We start from the raw sequence: 17,048 nt of genomic DNA, 5'->3' as shown, positions 1-17,048 counted from the left end.
AAATTTCAAACAAAGATCAACAGATCCTAAACTTATAAAATTCAATAAAAGAGAAAAGTACTTAAATTTTAAATTAAAGTGGCAAACTCTGAAAGAGGAACAGGACGACTGAAATAATACCCTTGATAAATATCGCAATCAAACTCCTTAAGAATTTCAAAATGAGCCTCAGTCTCGACGCCTTCAGCAACAACATTAATACCAAAGTTTTTACCCAAATCAATGATCGATTTGATCATAATTAAATCCGTTTTATTATTAAATAGGTCACGAATAAAGGATTGGTCAATTTTAATTTCATCAATGGGTAAGTTTTTTAAATAGCCCAACGATGAATAGCCCGTTCCAAAATCATCTAAAGAAAAGGTTAATCCAAACGCTACCAGATCATTAAGTTTTTCTGCCGTTCCATTTATGTCTCTTAATAAAATAGATTCTGTAATTTCTAATTTTAATTTAGACACATTAATACCAGAATCAGAAACAATCCTTTTTACCCCCACCACAAAATCTTTCTGCCAAATCTGTTTAGCACTGATATTAACGGATAGGGACAAGTGCTGGTATTGTGGATCAGACTGCCATTTTTTTAATTGCTGACATGCTTCGCTTAATACCCAATCACCAATCGGTAATATCAAGTTGGACTCTTCGGCCACTTTGATAAAATCACCCGGATTGACCAACCCCAATTCTGGATGACTCCAACGAATTAAAGCCTCGGCAGACACTAGGTTTTGCTTGGCATCGTATTGGGGTTGGTAATACAGCACAAAATCTTTTTGTTTCAAAGACTGACGCAACTCTTTATCTAAGCGAGTGCTGTAATCTAATTTTTCCTGCATCACAGGGTCAAACATAGCACAATCATCACGGCCATTTTTCTTAGCCTGATACAATGCCAAATCCGCAAGCTGAAGTAGTTCAGAGGGCGCTTTGACCTGGCCATAAAAAATAGTAATACCGACACTTGCACTAATGAAGTAATCAATCTCGGAAGTCGTATTGCTTATTTTTATATTAATTTTTTGATTGATTGAATGACGAATGCTCTGAGCAAGACGTTGCGCCTTAATGGCCGCTTTGACCGGCTCAGAATCCAGTTCATTAAGCACAATCACAAATTCATCGCCGCCAAATCGAGCAACAGTATCATCCTTACGTATAACCGATTGAATACGTTGTGCTACGATCGCCAATAAATCATCACCCGCTTGATGTCCATAAGCGTCATTTAAGGTTTTAAAGTTATCTAAATCGAGAAACAGCACTGCACCATATTTTTTAAAACGTTTGCTATGCTCAAGCGCAAGGTTTAACCTATCATTTAATAGTGCACGGTTGGGAAGCATGGTTAAGGTATCGTAAAAGGCCATTAACTCGATTTCAGACTGGTTGAATTTTTTCTCTGTAATATCCTGCATGATCCCAACCAATAACTTCGGCTTGCCCTGATCATCATACTCAACAACCTGTCCTCTATCCCAAATCCATATCACTTGACCGTCAGGGCGCCTAAATCTGAACTCAATATCATAAGGAATTTTTTTTTCGATTAGCGCCTGAAGAGAGGCAAGAACATATTTTTTATCTTCTTCAACAAGACAATCCTGAAACTCTGAAAACGATCTCTTTGAATGTTTAACGCCGGTGATGTCTGCCCATTTTTGATTCTGAAATACCTCATTGGTTTGTATATTCCAATCCCACATTCCCTCACCGGAGACCTCCAAGACATGTTCCAAACGCTTGGCATTGGCTTCTGCTCTATTTTTGAGCGAGATGATTTCAGTAATATCTTTTGCAAATATGGCAATATTGAGTTCATCATTGTTGTTTTTAAAAGGGATTTTTAAGGAGTGGAAATGGCGAATCTCGCCTGTCCTTGCATCAGTAGAATCTTCGTAGACCATTTCAGTATCAAAGCGTCGAATAATAGACTGGATATTTTTTTTAAAAAACTGACCTTGTTCTTTATTGCCCGTAAAAAAGGAATCTTCTTTTCCAATCATCTTCTCTGGAGTGGTGCCATAAAGTTCAGCGACACGTTTATTTGCGAAAATAAAGTTCCCCCGCCAATTTTTGGCCATAATGGGCTCTGGAATACTGTTCACAATATTTAACAATAACTTGTTTTTTTCCCTTTCGGCATTCAGCTCTAATTGGAGCGCATTATCCATGTAAACCTCAAATATATTGTGAATAAATATAAAATAATTTTTCGAACTTGAACTGCTAACAACAGATATGTTTGAGCTGTTCACAATAAATGTCTATTGTGCTTTCTATTTGATCGATAGTTTCATGGCTAATATTAAAGAGAGTATTTTCATGGAGCCAACCTGAAATCTGCTCTGAACCCCATTTCCCCTTGATTTTAGAGTTGATGAATTCAATGAGATTTATCGTCATTTTAATTGCTTTAGAAGCTTTTAAGCGACGTTTTTCTGCTAATTTATGAGCTTATTTAATACGAGAACCGCGTTGGCCAGTATAACGCGAAAGCGCTTAGCTGATCGTCTATTGGCTTACATTAAGTTGCTTTGCTATTTTATTTTGACTCAGACCTGTTTTATTTAAGGCGTAAATCTGGCATCGTTGTTTATAGGTCGGTTGGTTATATATTTTTATTGTTGCATCTCTTGCCGGAGAAAAAGCGATTCGCCCATAGTCAGCTGAGCGATTTTTCTACCTATTCAAGTTATGCACTTATTATTTGAATCTAATTTTGCTTTAATATAGCGTAATAAAAACGGAAGATAAAGCCTTGACTTATAAAGCCTTGACTTATAAAGAAAAAGTAGACTCAACACCGTTTTCTACGGTGAAACCAAACATTTTAAATAACTGTTCAGCAGGTGCTGACTCACCAAAGGTGGTCATACCGATAACTTTTCCGTTTAGGCCAACATATTTGTACCAGTAATCAACAAGAATGAATTACTGGACCCATCTAATTGAGCAAATATTAATCCGCTTCTATATTTTCGTAACTATCCTTGATCACAAAAAAAGATTGACTGTCCAATCTTTATCCAATTTGAAATCGATAGGGCATAGAGCCTTCTCTGTACATTGTCAATACAGGGGATCCAATAATATGGAGCCTCTTTGTATTCAATCTAAAGACTCAGATCCTAAACCGCTTGTAATCTCATTAGAGCTGCCTAATACCGACCTGGCGCATTGTATCCCTTGCCGCTAAGCAGTAAACTGGCAAGCATTATAAAGAGACAGCGCTCTGCTTTTCTTTCTCTCCCGATCGCATTATAGGTATTTAAATGACCCACAAAATCACCCTGCAGCAGCTTGAATCTTTTTTATGGGAAACCGCCGATATACTGCGCGGTAATATGGATGCCTCGGAATTTAAAGATTATATATTTGGCATGATGTTTTTAAAACGTCTCTCCGATGCCTTTGAAGAATCCCAGGAGCAGGTGATTCAGCTTTATCTCGATAAGGGCAAAACGCAGGCACAGGCTGTTGATCTGGCCAATGATGAAGATGAATATGACGCGACCTTTTTTATTCCGGCTAATGCACGCTGGGCAGCGCTGAAAGACCTCAAGCACAATATTGGTGAAGAGCTTAACAAAGCGACGGAATCGATTGAAGAATTTAACCCCAGCCTTGAAGGTGTATTGGTCACTATCGATTTTAATATCAAAAATAAACTCTCCGATAAAAAACTGCGCGATCTGTTATCACATTTCAGCCAATACCGTTTACGTAATATCGATTTTGAACGTCCGGATCTGCTTGGCACCGCTTATGAGTATTTGATTAAAATGTTTGCCGACAGCGCCGGTAAAAAGGGCGGTGAATTTTATACGCCTTCCGAGGTGGTGCAATTACTGGTGGCCCTATTAAAACCCCATGCCGGTATGCGTATTTATGACCCGACATCGGGCTCGGGCGGTATGCTGGTACAGATGCGCAACCACCTTGCCGAACATGGCGAGAATGCCGCTAACTTGTCCTTATACGGGCAGGAGATGAACCTTAATACCTGGGCAATCAGTAAGATGAATATGTTTTTACATGGTGTCCTTAATGCCGATATTCGCAAGGGCGATACCCTGCGCGATCCGCAGCATACTATCGGCGGTGAGCTAATGAGTTTTGACCGCGTTATCGCTAATCCGCCGTTTTCATTAAAGAAATGGGGTAAAGAGGAATGTGACAGTGATGGTTTTGGCCGTTTTCCTTACGGTACACCTCCTAAAGATGCCGGTGATTTAGCCTTTGTCCAGCATATGATCGCCAGTACCAATAACGAGGGGATGGTCGGTGTGGTCATGCCGCACGGTGTGCTCTTTAGAGGTTCAAGCGAAAAGGCCATTCGTCAGGGGATTCTGGAGGACGATTTACTGGAAGCAGTCGTGGGTTTACCTTCTGGGCTGTTCTACGGCACGGGTATTCCGGCCTGCTTATTGATTATCAATAAAAACAAAACCAGTGATCGCAAAGGTAAAGTTCTATTTATTAATGGCGAACTCGATTTTCAGGCGGGTAAAAACCAGAATAAACTGCGCTTGGAAGATATCGCCAAGATTGTGGAGACTTTTGACAGCCATAGTTTTAAAAGCGAATGCGATATTAAGCGTTATTGCAAAGTCGTTACTATAGCTGAGATTGCCGAAAATGATTACAACCTGAATATCCGCCGTTATGCCGATACTTCTCCACCCGCTGAAATCTTTGATGTGCGCGCTATTCTGCACGGCGGCATTCCCAAACGTGAAGTGGAAGATGATTACATTGTCGATGAAATGCTAGCGGGTTTTGATGTCAGTGTGGTTTTTGATACTAAAAGCGAAAGCTATTACAAGTTCAAGAATGAAATCCAAAGCAAAGAGCAGATTCGAGAAACCATCGACCGTCATTCCCGCGCAGGCGGGAATCTCATCGAGGTAGACAGCAAAGTCATCACTCAACTGGAACGCTGGTGGGATAAATATCAGGTCTCCCTGCATCAGCTTGATGCACAAGTCACTGAAGCTGAAAAGGTAATGCAGGATTATCTGCAGGAGTTGGGTTATGAGTGATGTTGTTCCTGAAGGGTGGAAAATTAGCTTATTGAATGAATTGGTCAGCCGAATTAGAACACCAGTGCAATATAATCCAAAAAACGTTCTTACCATTTCTTCAACTTCTGGATGGATGGACCAACGACAGAAATGGGCAAGAAATATGGCTGGTGAAAGTTTAAAAAAATACACGCAATTGAATCGTGGTGAACTTTCGTACAATAAAGGTAACTCGAAAACATTTCCTTATGGCTGTGTATTTAAATTAAATGGGTGGAAGTCTGCAGCTGTTCCAAATGTTTACCATAGTTTTCGAATTAATGAAGGTAAAGCTGACCCAGACTTTATTCAATACTCATTTCATGGTGGATGTTTAGATTATCAATTACGAAAAATTATAACTTCCAGCGTCCGGGCGAATGGCTTACTAAATATAACAGCAAGCGATTTTTTTAACATTGAACTAATTTCTCCCCGACTCCCTGAACAACAAAAAATTGCGGCGATCTTGACCTCGGTTGATGAGGTGATTGAACAAACCCAGGCGCAAATCGACAAGCTTAAAGATCTAAAAACCGCCATGATGCAGGAGTTACTGACTCGCGGCGTCGGTGTCGATGGTAAGCCCCATACGGAATTTAAAGACTCGCCCGTGGGCAGGATTCCAAAGGGGTGGGAGGTTGCTTTGATTAGTGAGTTATTTCAAGTACAGCTTGGAAAAATGTTAAGTAAAGCTTCAAAAATTGGGAATAAACCTTATCCATACTTGGGCAATAAGAATGTGCAATGGGGTGACGTTGATTTAACCAACCTTGAAACAATGGATTTCAAAGATGCTGAATGTAAAAAATTCTCTTTATTAAAAGGCGATTTACTGATGTGTGAAGGTGGTGATGTGGGCAGAACCGCGATTTGGCAAGGAGAAATGGGCAATTGCTATTATCAAAAAGCTATTCACAGGTTAAGACCTATAGAGTCGTCTTATGAGCCATTTCTTTTAATGGAATATATGAGGTATGCAAAAAAAACTGGTCTTCTAGTGGACTATATATCTCAAACTAGCATCGCTCATTTGACGAAAGAAAAGCTGATTTCTATTCCTCTTCCTGTCCCTTCTGTTCAGGAACAACAAAAGATAGTTTGTATATTAAAATCAATAACTGGAAAAATTAATTTATCAGCTACAACATTACAAAAAAATAAAGTACTCAAAAAAGCCCTGATGCAGGATCTGCTTACTGGCAAAGTACGAGTCACGGTACCAGCACCTTCAAGCCCTAAAGCATCTAGCCTTAAAGCGATCGCATGATGAGTTATATTCCTCCTTTCACCCTAAACAACAAAATCCTGTCGTTGGTTGCATCCATCAGTGAGCAGCTTGGCGCTTTGTCAGCAACACTGGCCTTGAGTCAGTCATTGCTGCTGCGTAAAGTAAACCGTGTGCGTACCATTCAAGGCTCATTAGCCATTGAGGGGAACCAATTAAGTGAAGAGCAAATCACTGCTATTTTAGACGGTAAGCGGGTTATCGCCCCTGCGCGTGAAGTGCAGGAAGCCAGCAATGCCTTGAGCGTTTATGAGCAGTTAGATAGGTTGCAATTTGCTGATCAAAAATCCTTATTGTCAGCCCATAAAAAATTGATGCTGGGTTTAATCGACAGCGCCGGGCAATATCGTTCTGGCGGGGTTGGGGTGATAAAAAACAGCAAGGTGATCCATATGGCACCGCCAGCGAATTTAGTCCCAAGATTAATGGGTGACCTGTTTGACTGGTTAGCAAACAGTGATGATCATGCTCTGATAAAAAGCTGTGTCTTTCATTATGAATTTGAATTTATCCATCCCTTTGCTGATGGTAACGGCAGAATGGGACGTTTATGGCAAACGCTGATCTTAAAAGAATATCATGATGTTTTTACCTATCTACCCGTAGAAAGCTTAATTTCAATTCATCAAACAGACTATTACCAAGCGATTGCTGCAAGTACCAAAAATAGCAATAGTGCACCTTTTATCGAGTTTATGTTGACCATGATAGAAGAAGCGCTGCAGCAATTACACCTTAATAATCAGTCTCTCTCGCAAGATGGCGTTCCGGCCCCCCCCCAAGTTACCCCACAAGTCACCCCCCAAGTGTTGGCATTGTTAAAAGTGATGGCGTCAGAAAAGAATCAACATAAAACAGGGCAGTTTAAGCGCGAAGTATTGCAGCAATTATTAAAGCTGCATGATAAAAAATCCTTTAATCAGCGTTATATTAAACCCGCATTAAACGCGGGATTGATTGAAATGACCATCCCGGATAAACCCACCAGCCGATTGCAGCAATATCGATTGACGGCATTAGGGAAACACACTTATTCAGAGCAGAGTTAGCCTGCTGGTAATTCGGAACGCAGTGCGTAGCGAATTGAGTTGGCCGCATTACCGCACTCGCAAGGTATTGATATGATGACTCGTTCCCACGCTCTGCGTGGTAATGTTAACGTGTAGTGAAAACGCCGTTCCCACGCGGAGCATGGGAACGAGCAAACAGCAAGGATAGCTAGTGAAAAACAACGAATTCGATAAAGTAGAAGCGCCTGCCATTACCCAACTGGTTAAACTTGGCTGGCAGTATGTGCCGGGTAAAGAACTTTCACCCGAGCATGCCTGTGTCGATGGAAAACCGGAGCGGGCATATCTGCGTGATGTGGTTTTAGTTAAGCGCTTGAATGCCGCGCTTAAACGCCTTAATCCGTGGATCAGCGAAGAAAATCTGCGCAAGGTATCGCGTGATATTACCCATCCTAACTTTGCGGCATTAATGGAATATAACCATGCCTTTTATCAGACATTGGTTAATTACTTGTCGGTCGAACAGGATTTAGGCAAAGGGCGTAAAGGGCAGACGGTTAAAATTATCGATTTCGACCATCCTGACAATAATGAATTTATCTGTACCAATCAGTTTAAAGTCGAAGGCATTAACCAGAATATCATCCCCGATATTGTCTGTTTTGTGAATGGATTGCCGCTGGTGGTCATTGAGTGTAAATCGCCTTATATTTCCGCGCCCATGGCAGAAGGCATTAACCAACTGCGCCGTTATGCCAATTTACGCGACCAGCCAACACAGCAGGGGGCGGAAAAGCTGTTTTGGTATAACCAGCTGATGGTATCAAGCTGCCGCGACCAGGCTAAGGTAGGTACTATCAGCTCCAGTGCGCAGCATTACGGTGACTGGAAGGATGCTTACCCCTTTACGGATACGCAGCTTAGCAAGCAAGCACTGGCCTCCAATGTTAGTGATATTAACTCAGCCAAAAAAATAGAGATCAGTCTGCCGGAAGACGCCTTGATTGAGAATGAACCTGAGCCGCTTGCTCAAGTCGCAGAGCCAACCGCAAGTTATGAGGCCATTACTCAGGTTAGTGCGCAGCAGCGTTTATTGGCGGGTCTGTTCGATAAGACTAACTTACTGGATATTGTGCAGAACTTTATTCTTTTTGAAACCGGTGATGGGCGTTTAATTAAGAAGGTTGCCCGTTATCAGCAGTTCCGTGCGGTTAATAAAGTGATTAAGCGGTTAAAAACCGGTAAAGACAGAAAAGAAAAATCCGGGGTTATCTGGCATACCCAAGGTAGCGGTAAATCTCTGACTATGGTGATGCTGGCGGTTAAAATGCGCCGTGATGCCGAGCTGAAAAAATATAAACTGGTTTTTATTACCGACAGAACCCAGCTTGATGAACAGCTGTCAAATACCTTCCGTGATGCGCAGGGCGAAACCGTCTATAACGCGGGATCAGTGGCCGAGCTTAAAGAGCTACTTAAAAAAGATAGCTCTGATTTAGTGACGGCCATGGTGCAGAAGTTTGCCGATTTAGAGAAAGAGCAGGCGAAAGCGCAGGATGAAAACCAAAATAAGTATAAAACTGAAGCCAGCCCCGCCGATGCTTTTATCGATTTAAATCCCAGTGATAAAATTATTGTTCTAGCCGATGAGGCGCATCGTACTCAGTTTGGCGGTTTAGCCATGACCATTAATGCCGCGTTACCCAATGCTCCGAAGATTGGTTTTACGGGAACCCCTTTGCTTAAAACCCAGCAAATGGATAAAGCCTTTGGCGGTTATATTGATAAATACAAAATCAATGAAGCGGTGGAGGATGGTGCAACCGTTAAGCTCTTATATGAAGGCCGTGCGGTGACCTCTGAAGTGGCCGGGGAGTCGTTAGATAAACTCTTTGATGAGTATTTTGGTGATTATACGCCGGATGAACAGCGGGAAATTAAACAGAAATACGGTGTTGAACGTGCTGTTCGTGAAGCGCCCGCACGTATTCGCTGGGTTTGTATCGATTTAATTAAGCATTACAAAACCTCCATTCGCCCGGAAGGGTTTAAGGCGATGATAGTGGTCGGCAGTCGTCATGCCGCAGCGATATTCAAAACAACCTTAGATGATCTGCATGCGCCACACTCTGAAGTCATTATTTCAGGGGATCACAATGATGAAAAATACCTGGCGAAATACACTGATAAAGTGCATCAGAAAAAGGTTATTGCCAATTTTAAGAAACCCTTCGGCACGGATAAAATCAGCACCGATGAAAAGCACAAACAGTTTGATAATACCGCCTTTTTAATTGTGAAAGATATGCTTCTAACCGGTTTTGATGCGCCCATTGCACAAGTCATGTATATCGACCGTAAACTGCAGGATCACACTTTAATGCAGGCCATCGCCCGCGTTAACCGAACCTACAAGGGTAAAACCTGCGGTTATGTGGTCGATTATCATGGTGTCTCGCAGTATTTAACCGAAGCCTTGGATTTGTTCAGCAGTGAAGATGTGGAGGGCAGTTATCAAAGCTTAAAAGATGAAATTCCTAAGTTAAAAGCGGCACAAACCCGCACGCTGTCATTCTTTAAATCAATCAAGCATAAGGTTAATGATCGTGATGTGGATGATTATGTGTTGCTTTTAAAGGATGAAACCGTCCGTGCGCAGTTTGATATCGCCTTTAAACGTTTTGCCAAGCAGCTTAATGTGATTTTACCCGATAAGTCCGCCGCGCCCTTTTTACCCGATATGCGTTTTCTGGGTAAAGTGCATAACGCCGCAAAGAACCTTTACCGCGATGCCGGTTTAGATATGAAAGAGATTGGCGTGAAAGTCCGAGAGCTCGTGGATACGCATATTATCAGCACCGGAGTTGATCCTAAAATCGCCCCGATTGACCTGCTGGCGAGTAACTTTAAAGATAGCCTTGCCGGGCATAAAAGTGCGGAGGTTAAAGCCTCTGAGATAGAAAGTGCCATTAAAACACATATTTCCATTAATCTGGGTGAAGATCCTGAATATTACCGTTCACTGAGTTTACGCTTGCGCGATATTATTGAAAAAACCGCCGGGCAGTGGGAGCTGCAGTTAGAGCTGATGCTGACCATGACGGGCGATATTGCAACAGAGCATCAACAGGCTGCGCAGGAGGTGGGATTATCGGAAACTGAATTCGCTTTCTTTAATATTCTGATGAGTGAGGTGGTACAAGCCAAAGACGGTGATCTGATTGATGAGTCCATACATGAAGAGATTAAAACCACTATTCAAGCCCTGGTTAAAATGTTTGATCAAGCCACTGAAATTGTCGACTTCTTTAATAAACCCGATGAAATGAAACGTATGAAAAAAGAGATTAAACATGAAGTGCTGGATCAGTCCTTTGGTGATAAAACCCTGGTGAATATCTTGCAGGATCGCTTTATGGATTTGGCTAAAACTAAGTTTGCTTATAAGTGACCCTATGATGAAAGCAGCCGAGTTTATTCAAGGTAAGGGTTATGTGGTTGTAATAAGCAGAACCAACAGAACTAAAACCGCCTCACTCACGGTAGATGATGGTGAAGTGATGCTGGTGGTGCCGAAAGAGCTAACCAGCGATCGCATCGAGAAAATCATACAGGGCAGGCACACCTGGATCATTAAGAAGATAGCAAGTCATTTGGAAGCAACGCCTGCCACCAGCAAACAATATGTTTCCGGTGAGGCCTTTCCTTACCTTGGCCGGAATTACCGCTTAAAAGTGGTTCAAGGTGAGTATCAAGCCGCTAAATTAATCAATGGCCGTTTACAAATTGGCTTGGCAGAATCAAAGATTCAAGACCACTTTGCCCGTGGCGCACTAGTGCATTGGTATAAACGTAATGCAGAACGCAAACTGCGCGAAAAAGCCGAGCGTTACGCCAAGATAGTCGGCGTAACGCTTGCTTCAATCCATATTAAATCATTTAAAACCCGCTGGGGAAGCTGTACACCTAAAGGGGATTTAGACTTTAACTGGGTGATTGTAATGGCCCCTAACCGCATTGTTGATTATGTCGTTGTCCATGAGCTTTGCCACTTGATACATATGGACCACTCATTTAAGTTCTGGTTAGAAGTAGAGCGCGTAATGCCGGATTATAAAGAATGTCGGGAGTGGTTGAAGGTCAATGGGCATACGCTGGTGGTTTAGTTGCTTTAAACGACTTGGAAAATTTTTACTGGTGTCGCTGAACACTCTGTCAAATTAGTTAGCCACTTAACTGTCGTGTGTTGTAAGGCTTTGGAGCGTTTTATAGTTAATTTTATGAGGAAAACAAAAGCCTCAGCGTTTTATTCTCTAATATCAATTTTATCAGCCAATATCGACTTGATTAGAGGAAAAGTGTCTTATGAAAACGTTAAGGTGGGGATTTAGTTGATGCTAACTATGGCCTCTAATGTGGGTGAAAAACAGATAGACACCAGCTCTCTTTAAAGAAAAAAGTGAGGACATACTTTTTGACGGGAAGAGGATGTAAAAAGAATTGTGTAACCGCTAAATATCTATAACCTTGAAATATGTAGGAGCTATTTGTTAAGATCTTTATTTAGTGTAGATCTGCTTACCTAAAAATGTGGGACAACTTCTGCGTCTTAAAACATTTATGCTATTTATCTGTTGATATCCCTCTATTTACACTCATATTCTCTCCAGAAACGAGCGTAAAACCTTTTATACATTTCAACTAAGTTGGTTCTCAATACACGCAAAGCAACAAGAAGAAACTCAATGGAATATTTTAACGGTTAAATTTCAAACAATCACAGTCACAATTACAATCACAATTTTATAACTATTTTTTGTGGATAACATGGATTGGTATTGGTTGTTAACAGAATTTTTAAAATTAAACATTACTTTTACTAAGTTATGCACAGTTTTCCTTTTTTTTCTTCTAGTCTGTTGAAAACTTTTTTGTGAGTATCCATACAGTATATATACACTTGATATGTAAGAGTATACTTTTAGGTAAGCAGATGTCATGATAAAGTCAAAAATATCATCATTCTCTATGTGGAACTTTATTTTGTCCACTTCTAATAAACTATATTTAAGTCTCTATACTTATGATTAACGATATTTATGACATCAATTAACTATGTGGGTTATCACGGTACAGATTCTACGCGTGTAGCCTCTATTCAAGCTAATAACTTTAATTCTAGTCAAAATAAAAATGACTGGTTAGGATATGGAGTTTATTTTTTTATCGATGGAATAGGTTGCCCTCTGGAGAATGCGTGTGAATGGGCAATTAATCAGGCTTATCATAAAGGCAGCTATATCTATGATGAATATTCAGTGTTAAAAACAAATATTGAATGTTTAAAAGTGTTAGATGTAACTGAAAAAGAGGGAAATAAAGTATTTCATATACTTAAAAAAGTAATGATAGATAAAAATCCAAATATATTTGATAGATATCGGGACACATCTGAGGACAATCGTCTTATTTGGAATTTTATTTCGAAACAAATGGATCTTGATGTTGTTATAAACAGCTTGTTTATAAAGCATAAAGAAGAACGAAGAAAAAAAATACAGCTTAATGTTCCTAACTCATTAGTGTTATGTGTAAAGAAAAGAGAGCTTATAGACTCCGATAAATTGGAGTTAGTTGAAGAAAAAAGGAAAGTAAAATGAATTTAGATGAAATGTTACAGAGTGCTATGACTCGCATTAATAGCATGTCTGATGATGAATTTGAACAGGAATTAGTGGAAGCTGGGTTTGAGTTGATTCCAAACTATGCTCAATCAGGAGAAGCTCACGTTCCCAGCCTAGAAGATGAAATTCTCTATAATGCAAGGTATACTCCTGTATTGAATAATCCACAGGCCTATGACACATTTTGCATCTCTGGTAATGATGCCAATTATGAATTAGATTTAATGGTGGCATAACGATGCAAATACAGCTTTTAAATACAATGGTAGATAAATTTGAATTTAGCAGAGCTCAAGTTGAGGACGAAGATTTTCAACTTGAGTTTGCACCAGCTTTTAATGAAGAAGAAGTGGACTCTTTTATTGTTCGTTTCAAAGTAGAATTTAAATCTACACAGAATTATCAATTTGTTTTAAATTATGTGGCTGAATTTAAAACAAACGAAATTGTTAAAGATGAATTTAAAAAAAGCCAATTTCCAGCGGTGAATGCACCTGCTATAGCTTTTCCTTTTTTAAGAAGCTTTATAAGTATGTTTACATTAAACGCTGGCTTTGATGCTGTGATTTTACCAAGTATAAATTTTCAGGCTGCTTACGATAAGCAAAAAAGAGTTACTCAAGAGTAACTTCCTTTTGTCTTAATCTGATTGCCGCGATTAATTGCGGTATTTGCACTGTTTACACCATGAACTTCTTTCCCCTCCATCATAAGCTGTAGCGTGGTTAGTTTTAATAAGCAGTTGTGTTAGGTTTTCCCCATCAATGTAAACGTCGTCAATAATTCGAAAGTATTTACTTCGTTTCATATTCTTCAGTTCAATTATTTTTCCATTCCTTAGCTTATCAACTGTAAATTTTTTTGCTAATCGGGAATTGTTCTTTTCAGCCTCACTTTTGCCGCGTATTTCTGGTGTATCAACCCCATTAACTCGTGTCACTGGGGTCGCGTCTGCCTTTTACTTCCAACCCGCTGCTTAGGGGGCGTTTACATCTTAGAAGGTTTTTTGATGCACTACTGAGAACAAGTAGGGGTATAAAGCGGGGTGTCTTGATTTTACAGTTTAATTATAGCGTTAAATATCAATGACTTATCGTGCGTATGGGCGGCACGATGTAAAACAGCATCTAGCCATTTCATAGGAACGCATAAGGTTTCATTAAGCCCGTAACGCGATGCTTTACGGGATTTTTTATTACTTTTTGTCGTAGTTAGTATCATGCCATATCATTGAACAGCAGAATATTAGGGATAGAATGAGGGGTACCGGTGAGTTTCAGGCCTTATTACTGACATTAATCGATGTAATAATTCTTTTAAATTCAGTGCTATGGACTTTAATAGGACTTCTCACCCAGAGTTATCTAACATAATTAAAACGACAAACTTTAATGTATATCTCGCACCTGTTTTTAAGAATAAATTTGCCAGTATTGTGCTCTCAAACAGTCAATAATAATTTGTTGCTGATCCATCCTGCTAGCCATCAATTAGAGGAAGAACAGTTAAATAACACCGCCCATAAAGCAGATTTTTTATTTTCAAGTCATAATCAAATACAAAATCAACTGGTACAGCAACAAATAATTTAGTAACAAAAAAACTACATACTTAGACCAAAGCTTTATTCACTTTGGTCATTGTTTATGAACTAGATTTTATAAGCGCCTTCTACGACTTGATCGGTACTGAGTGATTTGGTGTCAGTTGTTTTTCCGAGTATACGGCTAGTTATAGTGCCTGCTGTCATTGAACCAGAAACATTAAGCGCTGTACGTGCCATATCAATTAATGGTTCGATTGAAATTAATAAAGCAACAATTTCAACGGGTAATCCCATTGCAGGAAGCACAATTAGTGCAGCAAATGTTGCACCACCACCAACGCCGGCAATACCAAATGAACTGATCACTATCATGCCTATTAACGGCAGAATAAAACTAATTGCCATCGGATCAATACCAACCGAAGGTGCCACCATTACCGCTAACATAGCAGGGTAAATACCTGCACAACCATTTTGACCAATTGTTGCCCCAAATGTAGCCGCTAAGTTTGCAATAGCAGGGGGAACGTTTAGTTTATCAATTTGTGTTTCAACATTTAAGGGAATTGTTGCCGCAGAGCTGCGTGAACTAAAGGCAAAGATCAGTACCGGCCATATTTTACTAAAGTAGGATTTCATTGAAACCCCCACTAATGAAACTAACAAACCATGTACAATAAACATCAAAGCAATTGCTGCGTAAGAAGCAATCACAAAGTTAAGTAGATTTAAAATATCTAATAGACTCGATGTGGCAATAACTTTAGCCATTAAAGCGGCAATACCATAGGGTGTTAATGCCATAATAATGCGTACTAAACGCATAATAATACGTTGCATTGTGTCAACAAATAAGCGGATAGGTGCTTTTAATTGAGTATGTTCAATCATTACCTGGCGTGCCGAGATACCAATGAGTACTGAAAAAATAACCACTGAAATGACCGATGTTGAGCGTAAGCCGCTTAAATCTGCAAAGGGATTAACAGGAATAAAACTAACTAATAGCTGCGGTAAACTAAGATCATCTACTTGACCTTGCTTGGCCGTTAGTGCACCGAGTCTAGCTGCTTCTCGACTACCTGCGCTAAAACCATGCAGTATAGATTCAGCATCTAATCCAAAACTATTAGCCACAATAATACCAATAAGCGCAGCAATTGCCGTTGTACCTAATAATACCGAAAGATTCAAACCCGCTATTTTACCTAAGCTTCCATGACTGCTATCAAGCTTTACCACAGCAGATATCATTGAAACAAAAACCAATGGCATAATAACCATTTTTAAGAGGTTAATATAACCGCCACCGACAATATATAACCATGAAATAGTATTACCTATTTCAACGTTGCCTTCACCGTAAATGAATTGTAACGCCAGGCCAAACAAGCTACCAAGAACTAACCCCAAAAATACAGATTTAGAAAGGCTCACACCTCGTTGTTGATAACGGAAAACAGCATACAGAATACCCACGAACGTGAGTAAATTTAGAATAACAAATAAAGACATAACCCCTGCTTAAATAACGATAGTTAAAATTAAAATGATTCGATTTGCGGAGGATACTCTCGGTGAAAAGTACCGTAAAATGCAATTATTAAATTATATATTCCAACATAATCTATAGAGCAGATATTCTGTACCCGTTTTAAGCATATATTTTTTCTATGTTTTATCTCAAACTGTCAATAATAACTTGTTGTCTCTTCTGCTCGTTAACCACCATCAAACTCAAATGATTTAATAAATGGGTAGACCATGATTTATCTCTTTCAAAAGAGAGTCATAGATAAAAAATAGATCTGGAAGCATTATTTTTTGCAGTCGGTTTTCGTCCGATATAAGTATAGCAATGCATATATAACAATAAGTTATAAACTAGGGTTGGACATATATCCACGGCAAGAGAATAATCCGCGCTCCATTTCATACCGGCTCAAAAATCCGCAGTGTATGAATGCCTACTTTTCATTTCTTCTGGATTATCACCATGGATAAAAAACAAGCTTCATTTGGTATTGTTATCGCCATTTCCTCTCTTCTTTTAGGTGCCGTCTTTCTTGAAAGTTCATCACTTTTTTTGCGTTTATTGTTCGGTTTGAGCCTCGGTTTTGTTCTAACAAAGGGGTCGATAGGTTTTGCCGGCAGTGTTAACCGCGCCTATCGCCGTGGTTCGACGCAATTGCTGCAGACATTAATGTTTATGTTCGTTATTACCGCTATTATTAATGCGGGTTTGCTGCTGAATGCCAGTCCCGGCAGTTATAATCTATGGGTTAACCCTATCAATCTGGGCTTAGTGCTGGGGGGAGTCATGTTTGGTGCCGGAATGAGTCTTTCAAGCTGCTGTGCGACGGGCGTGATGGTTGAAATGGTGAGCGATGTTCCGCGTGCTTTGACGACCTTATTCTTTTTTGGTGCCGGGGTGTTTTTTGGTTTTCC

At 40.0% G+C, this 17,048-nt stretch carries 12 protein-coding genes and 1 pseudogene; 9 read left to right on the top strand and 4 right to left on the bottom strand.

The features are described 5' to 3' along the window. Positions 1-68: 68 nt before the first annotated feature. Together ACJAZP_RS15570 and ACJAZP_RS15565 are read right to left on the bottom strand one after the other, a co-directional pair. Positions 69-2,180, bottom strand: a complete 2,112-nt coding sequence (locus ACJAZP_RS15570; RefSeq protein WP_415231664.1) for an EAL and GGDEF domain-containing protein — start codon at positions 2,178-2,180, stop codon at positions 69-71. A gap of 607 nt (positions 2,181-2,787) precedes the next feature. Beyond that, positions 2,788-2,934: pseudogene (locus ACJAZP_RS15565) on the bottom strand (transketolase-like TK C-terminal-containing protein); the annotation flags it as partial. A 347-nt stretch (positions 2,935-3,281) separates the two neighbouring features. Here ACJAZP_RS15565 and ACJAZP_RS15560 point away from each other — a divergent pair. From ACJAZP_RS15560 to ACJAZP_RS15525, 8 genes are all read left to right on the top strand, one after another. Beyond that, positions 3,282-5,051, top strand: a complete 1,770-nt coding sequence (locus ACJAZP_RS15560; RefSeq protein WP_415231663.1) for a type I restriction-modification system subunit M — start codon at positions 3,282-3,284, stop codon at positions 5,049-5,051. After that, positions 5,044-6,342 carry a restriction endonuclease subunit S gene (locus ACJAZP_RS15555; RefSeq protein WP_415231662.1) on the top strand — a complete coding sequence of 433 codons (1,299 nt, stop codon included), beginning with the start codon at positions 5,044-5,046 and terminating at the stop codon, positions 6,340-6,342. Before ACJAZP_RS15560 ends, ACJAZP_RS15555 begins: the two co-directional genes overlap by 8 nt. Further along, entirely contained in the window at positions 6,339-7,409 is a 1,071-nt protein-coding gene (locus ACJAZP_RS15550) for a Fic family protein (protein ID WP_415231661.1), read from the top strand. Before ACJAZP_RS15555 ends, ACJAZP_RS15550 begins: the two co-directional genes overlap by 4 nt. Before the next feature lie 172 nt (positions 7,410-7,581). Continuing rightward, a complete protein-coding gene (locus ACJAZP_RS15545) occupies positions 7,582-10,821 on the top strand; it encodes a type I restriction endonuclease subunit R (RefSeq protein ID WP_415231660.1) in 3,240 nt (1,079 codons plus the stop codon). Positions 10,822-10,825: 4 nt separating this feature from the next. Beyond that, positions 10,826-11,536, top strand: a complete 711-nt coding sequence (locus ACJAZP_RS15540) for a M48 family metallopeptidase (protein ID WP_415231659.1) — start codon at positions 10,826-10,828, stop codon at positions 11,534-11,536. Between the two features lie 933 nt (positions 11,537-12,469). Next, positions 12,470-13,030 (top strand): hypothetical protein, encoded by a 561-nt coding sequence (locus tag ACJAZP_RS15535; protein WP_415231658.1) that lies wholly within the window; start codon positions 12,470-12,472, stop codon positions 13,028-13,030. Further along, the gene (locus ACJAZP_RS15530) at positions 13,027-13,290 is read left to right on the top strand and encodes a hypothetical protein (RefSeq protein ID WP_415231657.1); all 264 of its coding nucleotides are present in this window, start codon (positions 13,027-13,029) and stop codon (positions 13,288-13,290) included. Before ACJAZP_RS15535 ends, ACJAZP_RS15530 begins: the two co-directional genes overlap by 4 nt. A 2-nt stretch (positions 13,291-13,292) precedes the next feature. Further along, positions 13,293-13,682, top strand: coding sequence for a protein-export chaperone SecB (locus ACJAZP_RS15525; protein ID WP_415231656.1), 390 nt, complete (start codon positions 13,293-13,295; stop codon positions 13,680-13,682). Between the two features lie 30 nt (positions 13,683-13,712). Here the strand turns inward: ACJAZP_RS15525 and ACJAZP_RS15520 are convergent, their stop codons facing one another. Continuing rightward, positions 13,713-13,994: a thermonuclease family protein gene (locus ACJAZP_RS15520; RefSeq protein ID WP_415231655.1), complete on the bottom strand. Its 282-nt coding sequence runs from the start codon at positions 13,992-13,994 to the stop codon at positions 13,713-13,715. A 711-nt stretch (positions 13,995-14,705) separates the two neighbouring features. Then, positions 14,706-16,115, bottom strand: coding sequence for an L-cystine transporter (locus ACJAZP_RS15515; RefSeq protein ID WP_415231654.1), 1,410 nt, complete (start codon positions 16,113-16,115; stop codon positions 14,706-14,708). Between the two features lie 481 nt (positions 16,116-16,596). On the opposite strand from ACJAZP_RS15515, the gene ACJAZP_RS15510 reads away from it, so the two are divergent. After that, a partial coding sequence (locus tag ACJAZP_RS15510) for a YeeE/YedE thiosulfate transporter family protein (protein WP_415231653.1) occupies positions 16,597-17,048 on the top strand: 452 nt, incomplete at its 3' end.

It is taken from the genome of Psychromonas sp. (genome assembly GCF_047632955.1).
In the GTDB taxonomy this organism is placed as follows: Bacteria; Pseudomonadota; Gammaproteobacteria; order Enterobacterales; family Psychromonadaceae; genus Psychromonas.
The sequence above is the reverse complement of the archived record's forward strand: the minus strand, read 5'-3'. Positions and strand labels throughout refer to the sequence as shown.

Excerpts from the sequence above, each read along its gene's own strand:
- ACJAZP_RS15570 (WP_415231664.1), bottom strand. The coding sequence starts at position 2,180 with ATGGATAATGCGCTCCAATTAGAGCTGAATGCCGAAAGGGAAAAAAAC.
- ACJAZP_RS15560 (WP_415231663.1), top strand. The coding sequence starts at position 3,282 with ATGACCCACAAAATCACCCTGCAGCAGCTTGAATCTTTTTTATGGGAA.
- ACJAZP_RS15555 (WP_415231662.1), top strand. The coding sequence starts at position 5,044 with ATGAGTGATGTTGTTCCTGAAGGGTGGAAAATTAGCTTATTGAATGAA.
- ACJAZP_RS15550 (WP_415231661.1), top strand. The coding sequence starts at position 6,339 with ATGATGAGTTATATTCCTCCTTTCACCCTAAACAACAAAATCCTGTCG.
- ACJAZP_RS15540 (WP_415231659.1), top strand. The coding sequence starts at position 10,826 with ATGATGAAAGCAGCCGAGTTTATTCAAGGTAAGGGTTATGTGGTTGTA.
- ACJAZP_RS15535 (WP_415231658.1), top strand. The coding sequence starts at position 12,470 with ATGACATCAATTAACTATGTGGGTTATCACGGTACAGATTCTACGCGT.
- ACJAZP_RS15530 (WP_415231657.1), top strand. The coding sequence starts at position 13,027 with ATGAATTTAGATGAAATGTTACAGAGTGCTATGACTCGCATTAATAGC.
- ACJAZP_RS15525 (WP_415231656.1), top strand. The coding sequence starts at position 13,293 with ATGCAAATACAGCTTTTAAATACAATGGTAGATAAATTTGAATTTAGC.
- ACJAZP_RS15515 (WP_415231654.1), bottom strand. The coding sequence starts at position 16,115 with ATGTCTTTATTTGTTATTCTAAATTTACTCACGTTCGTGGGTATTCTG.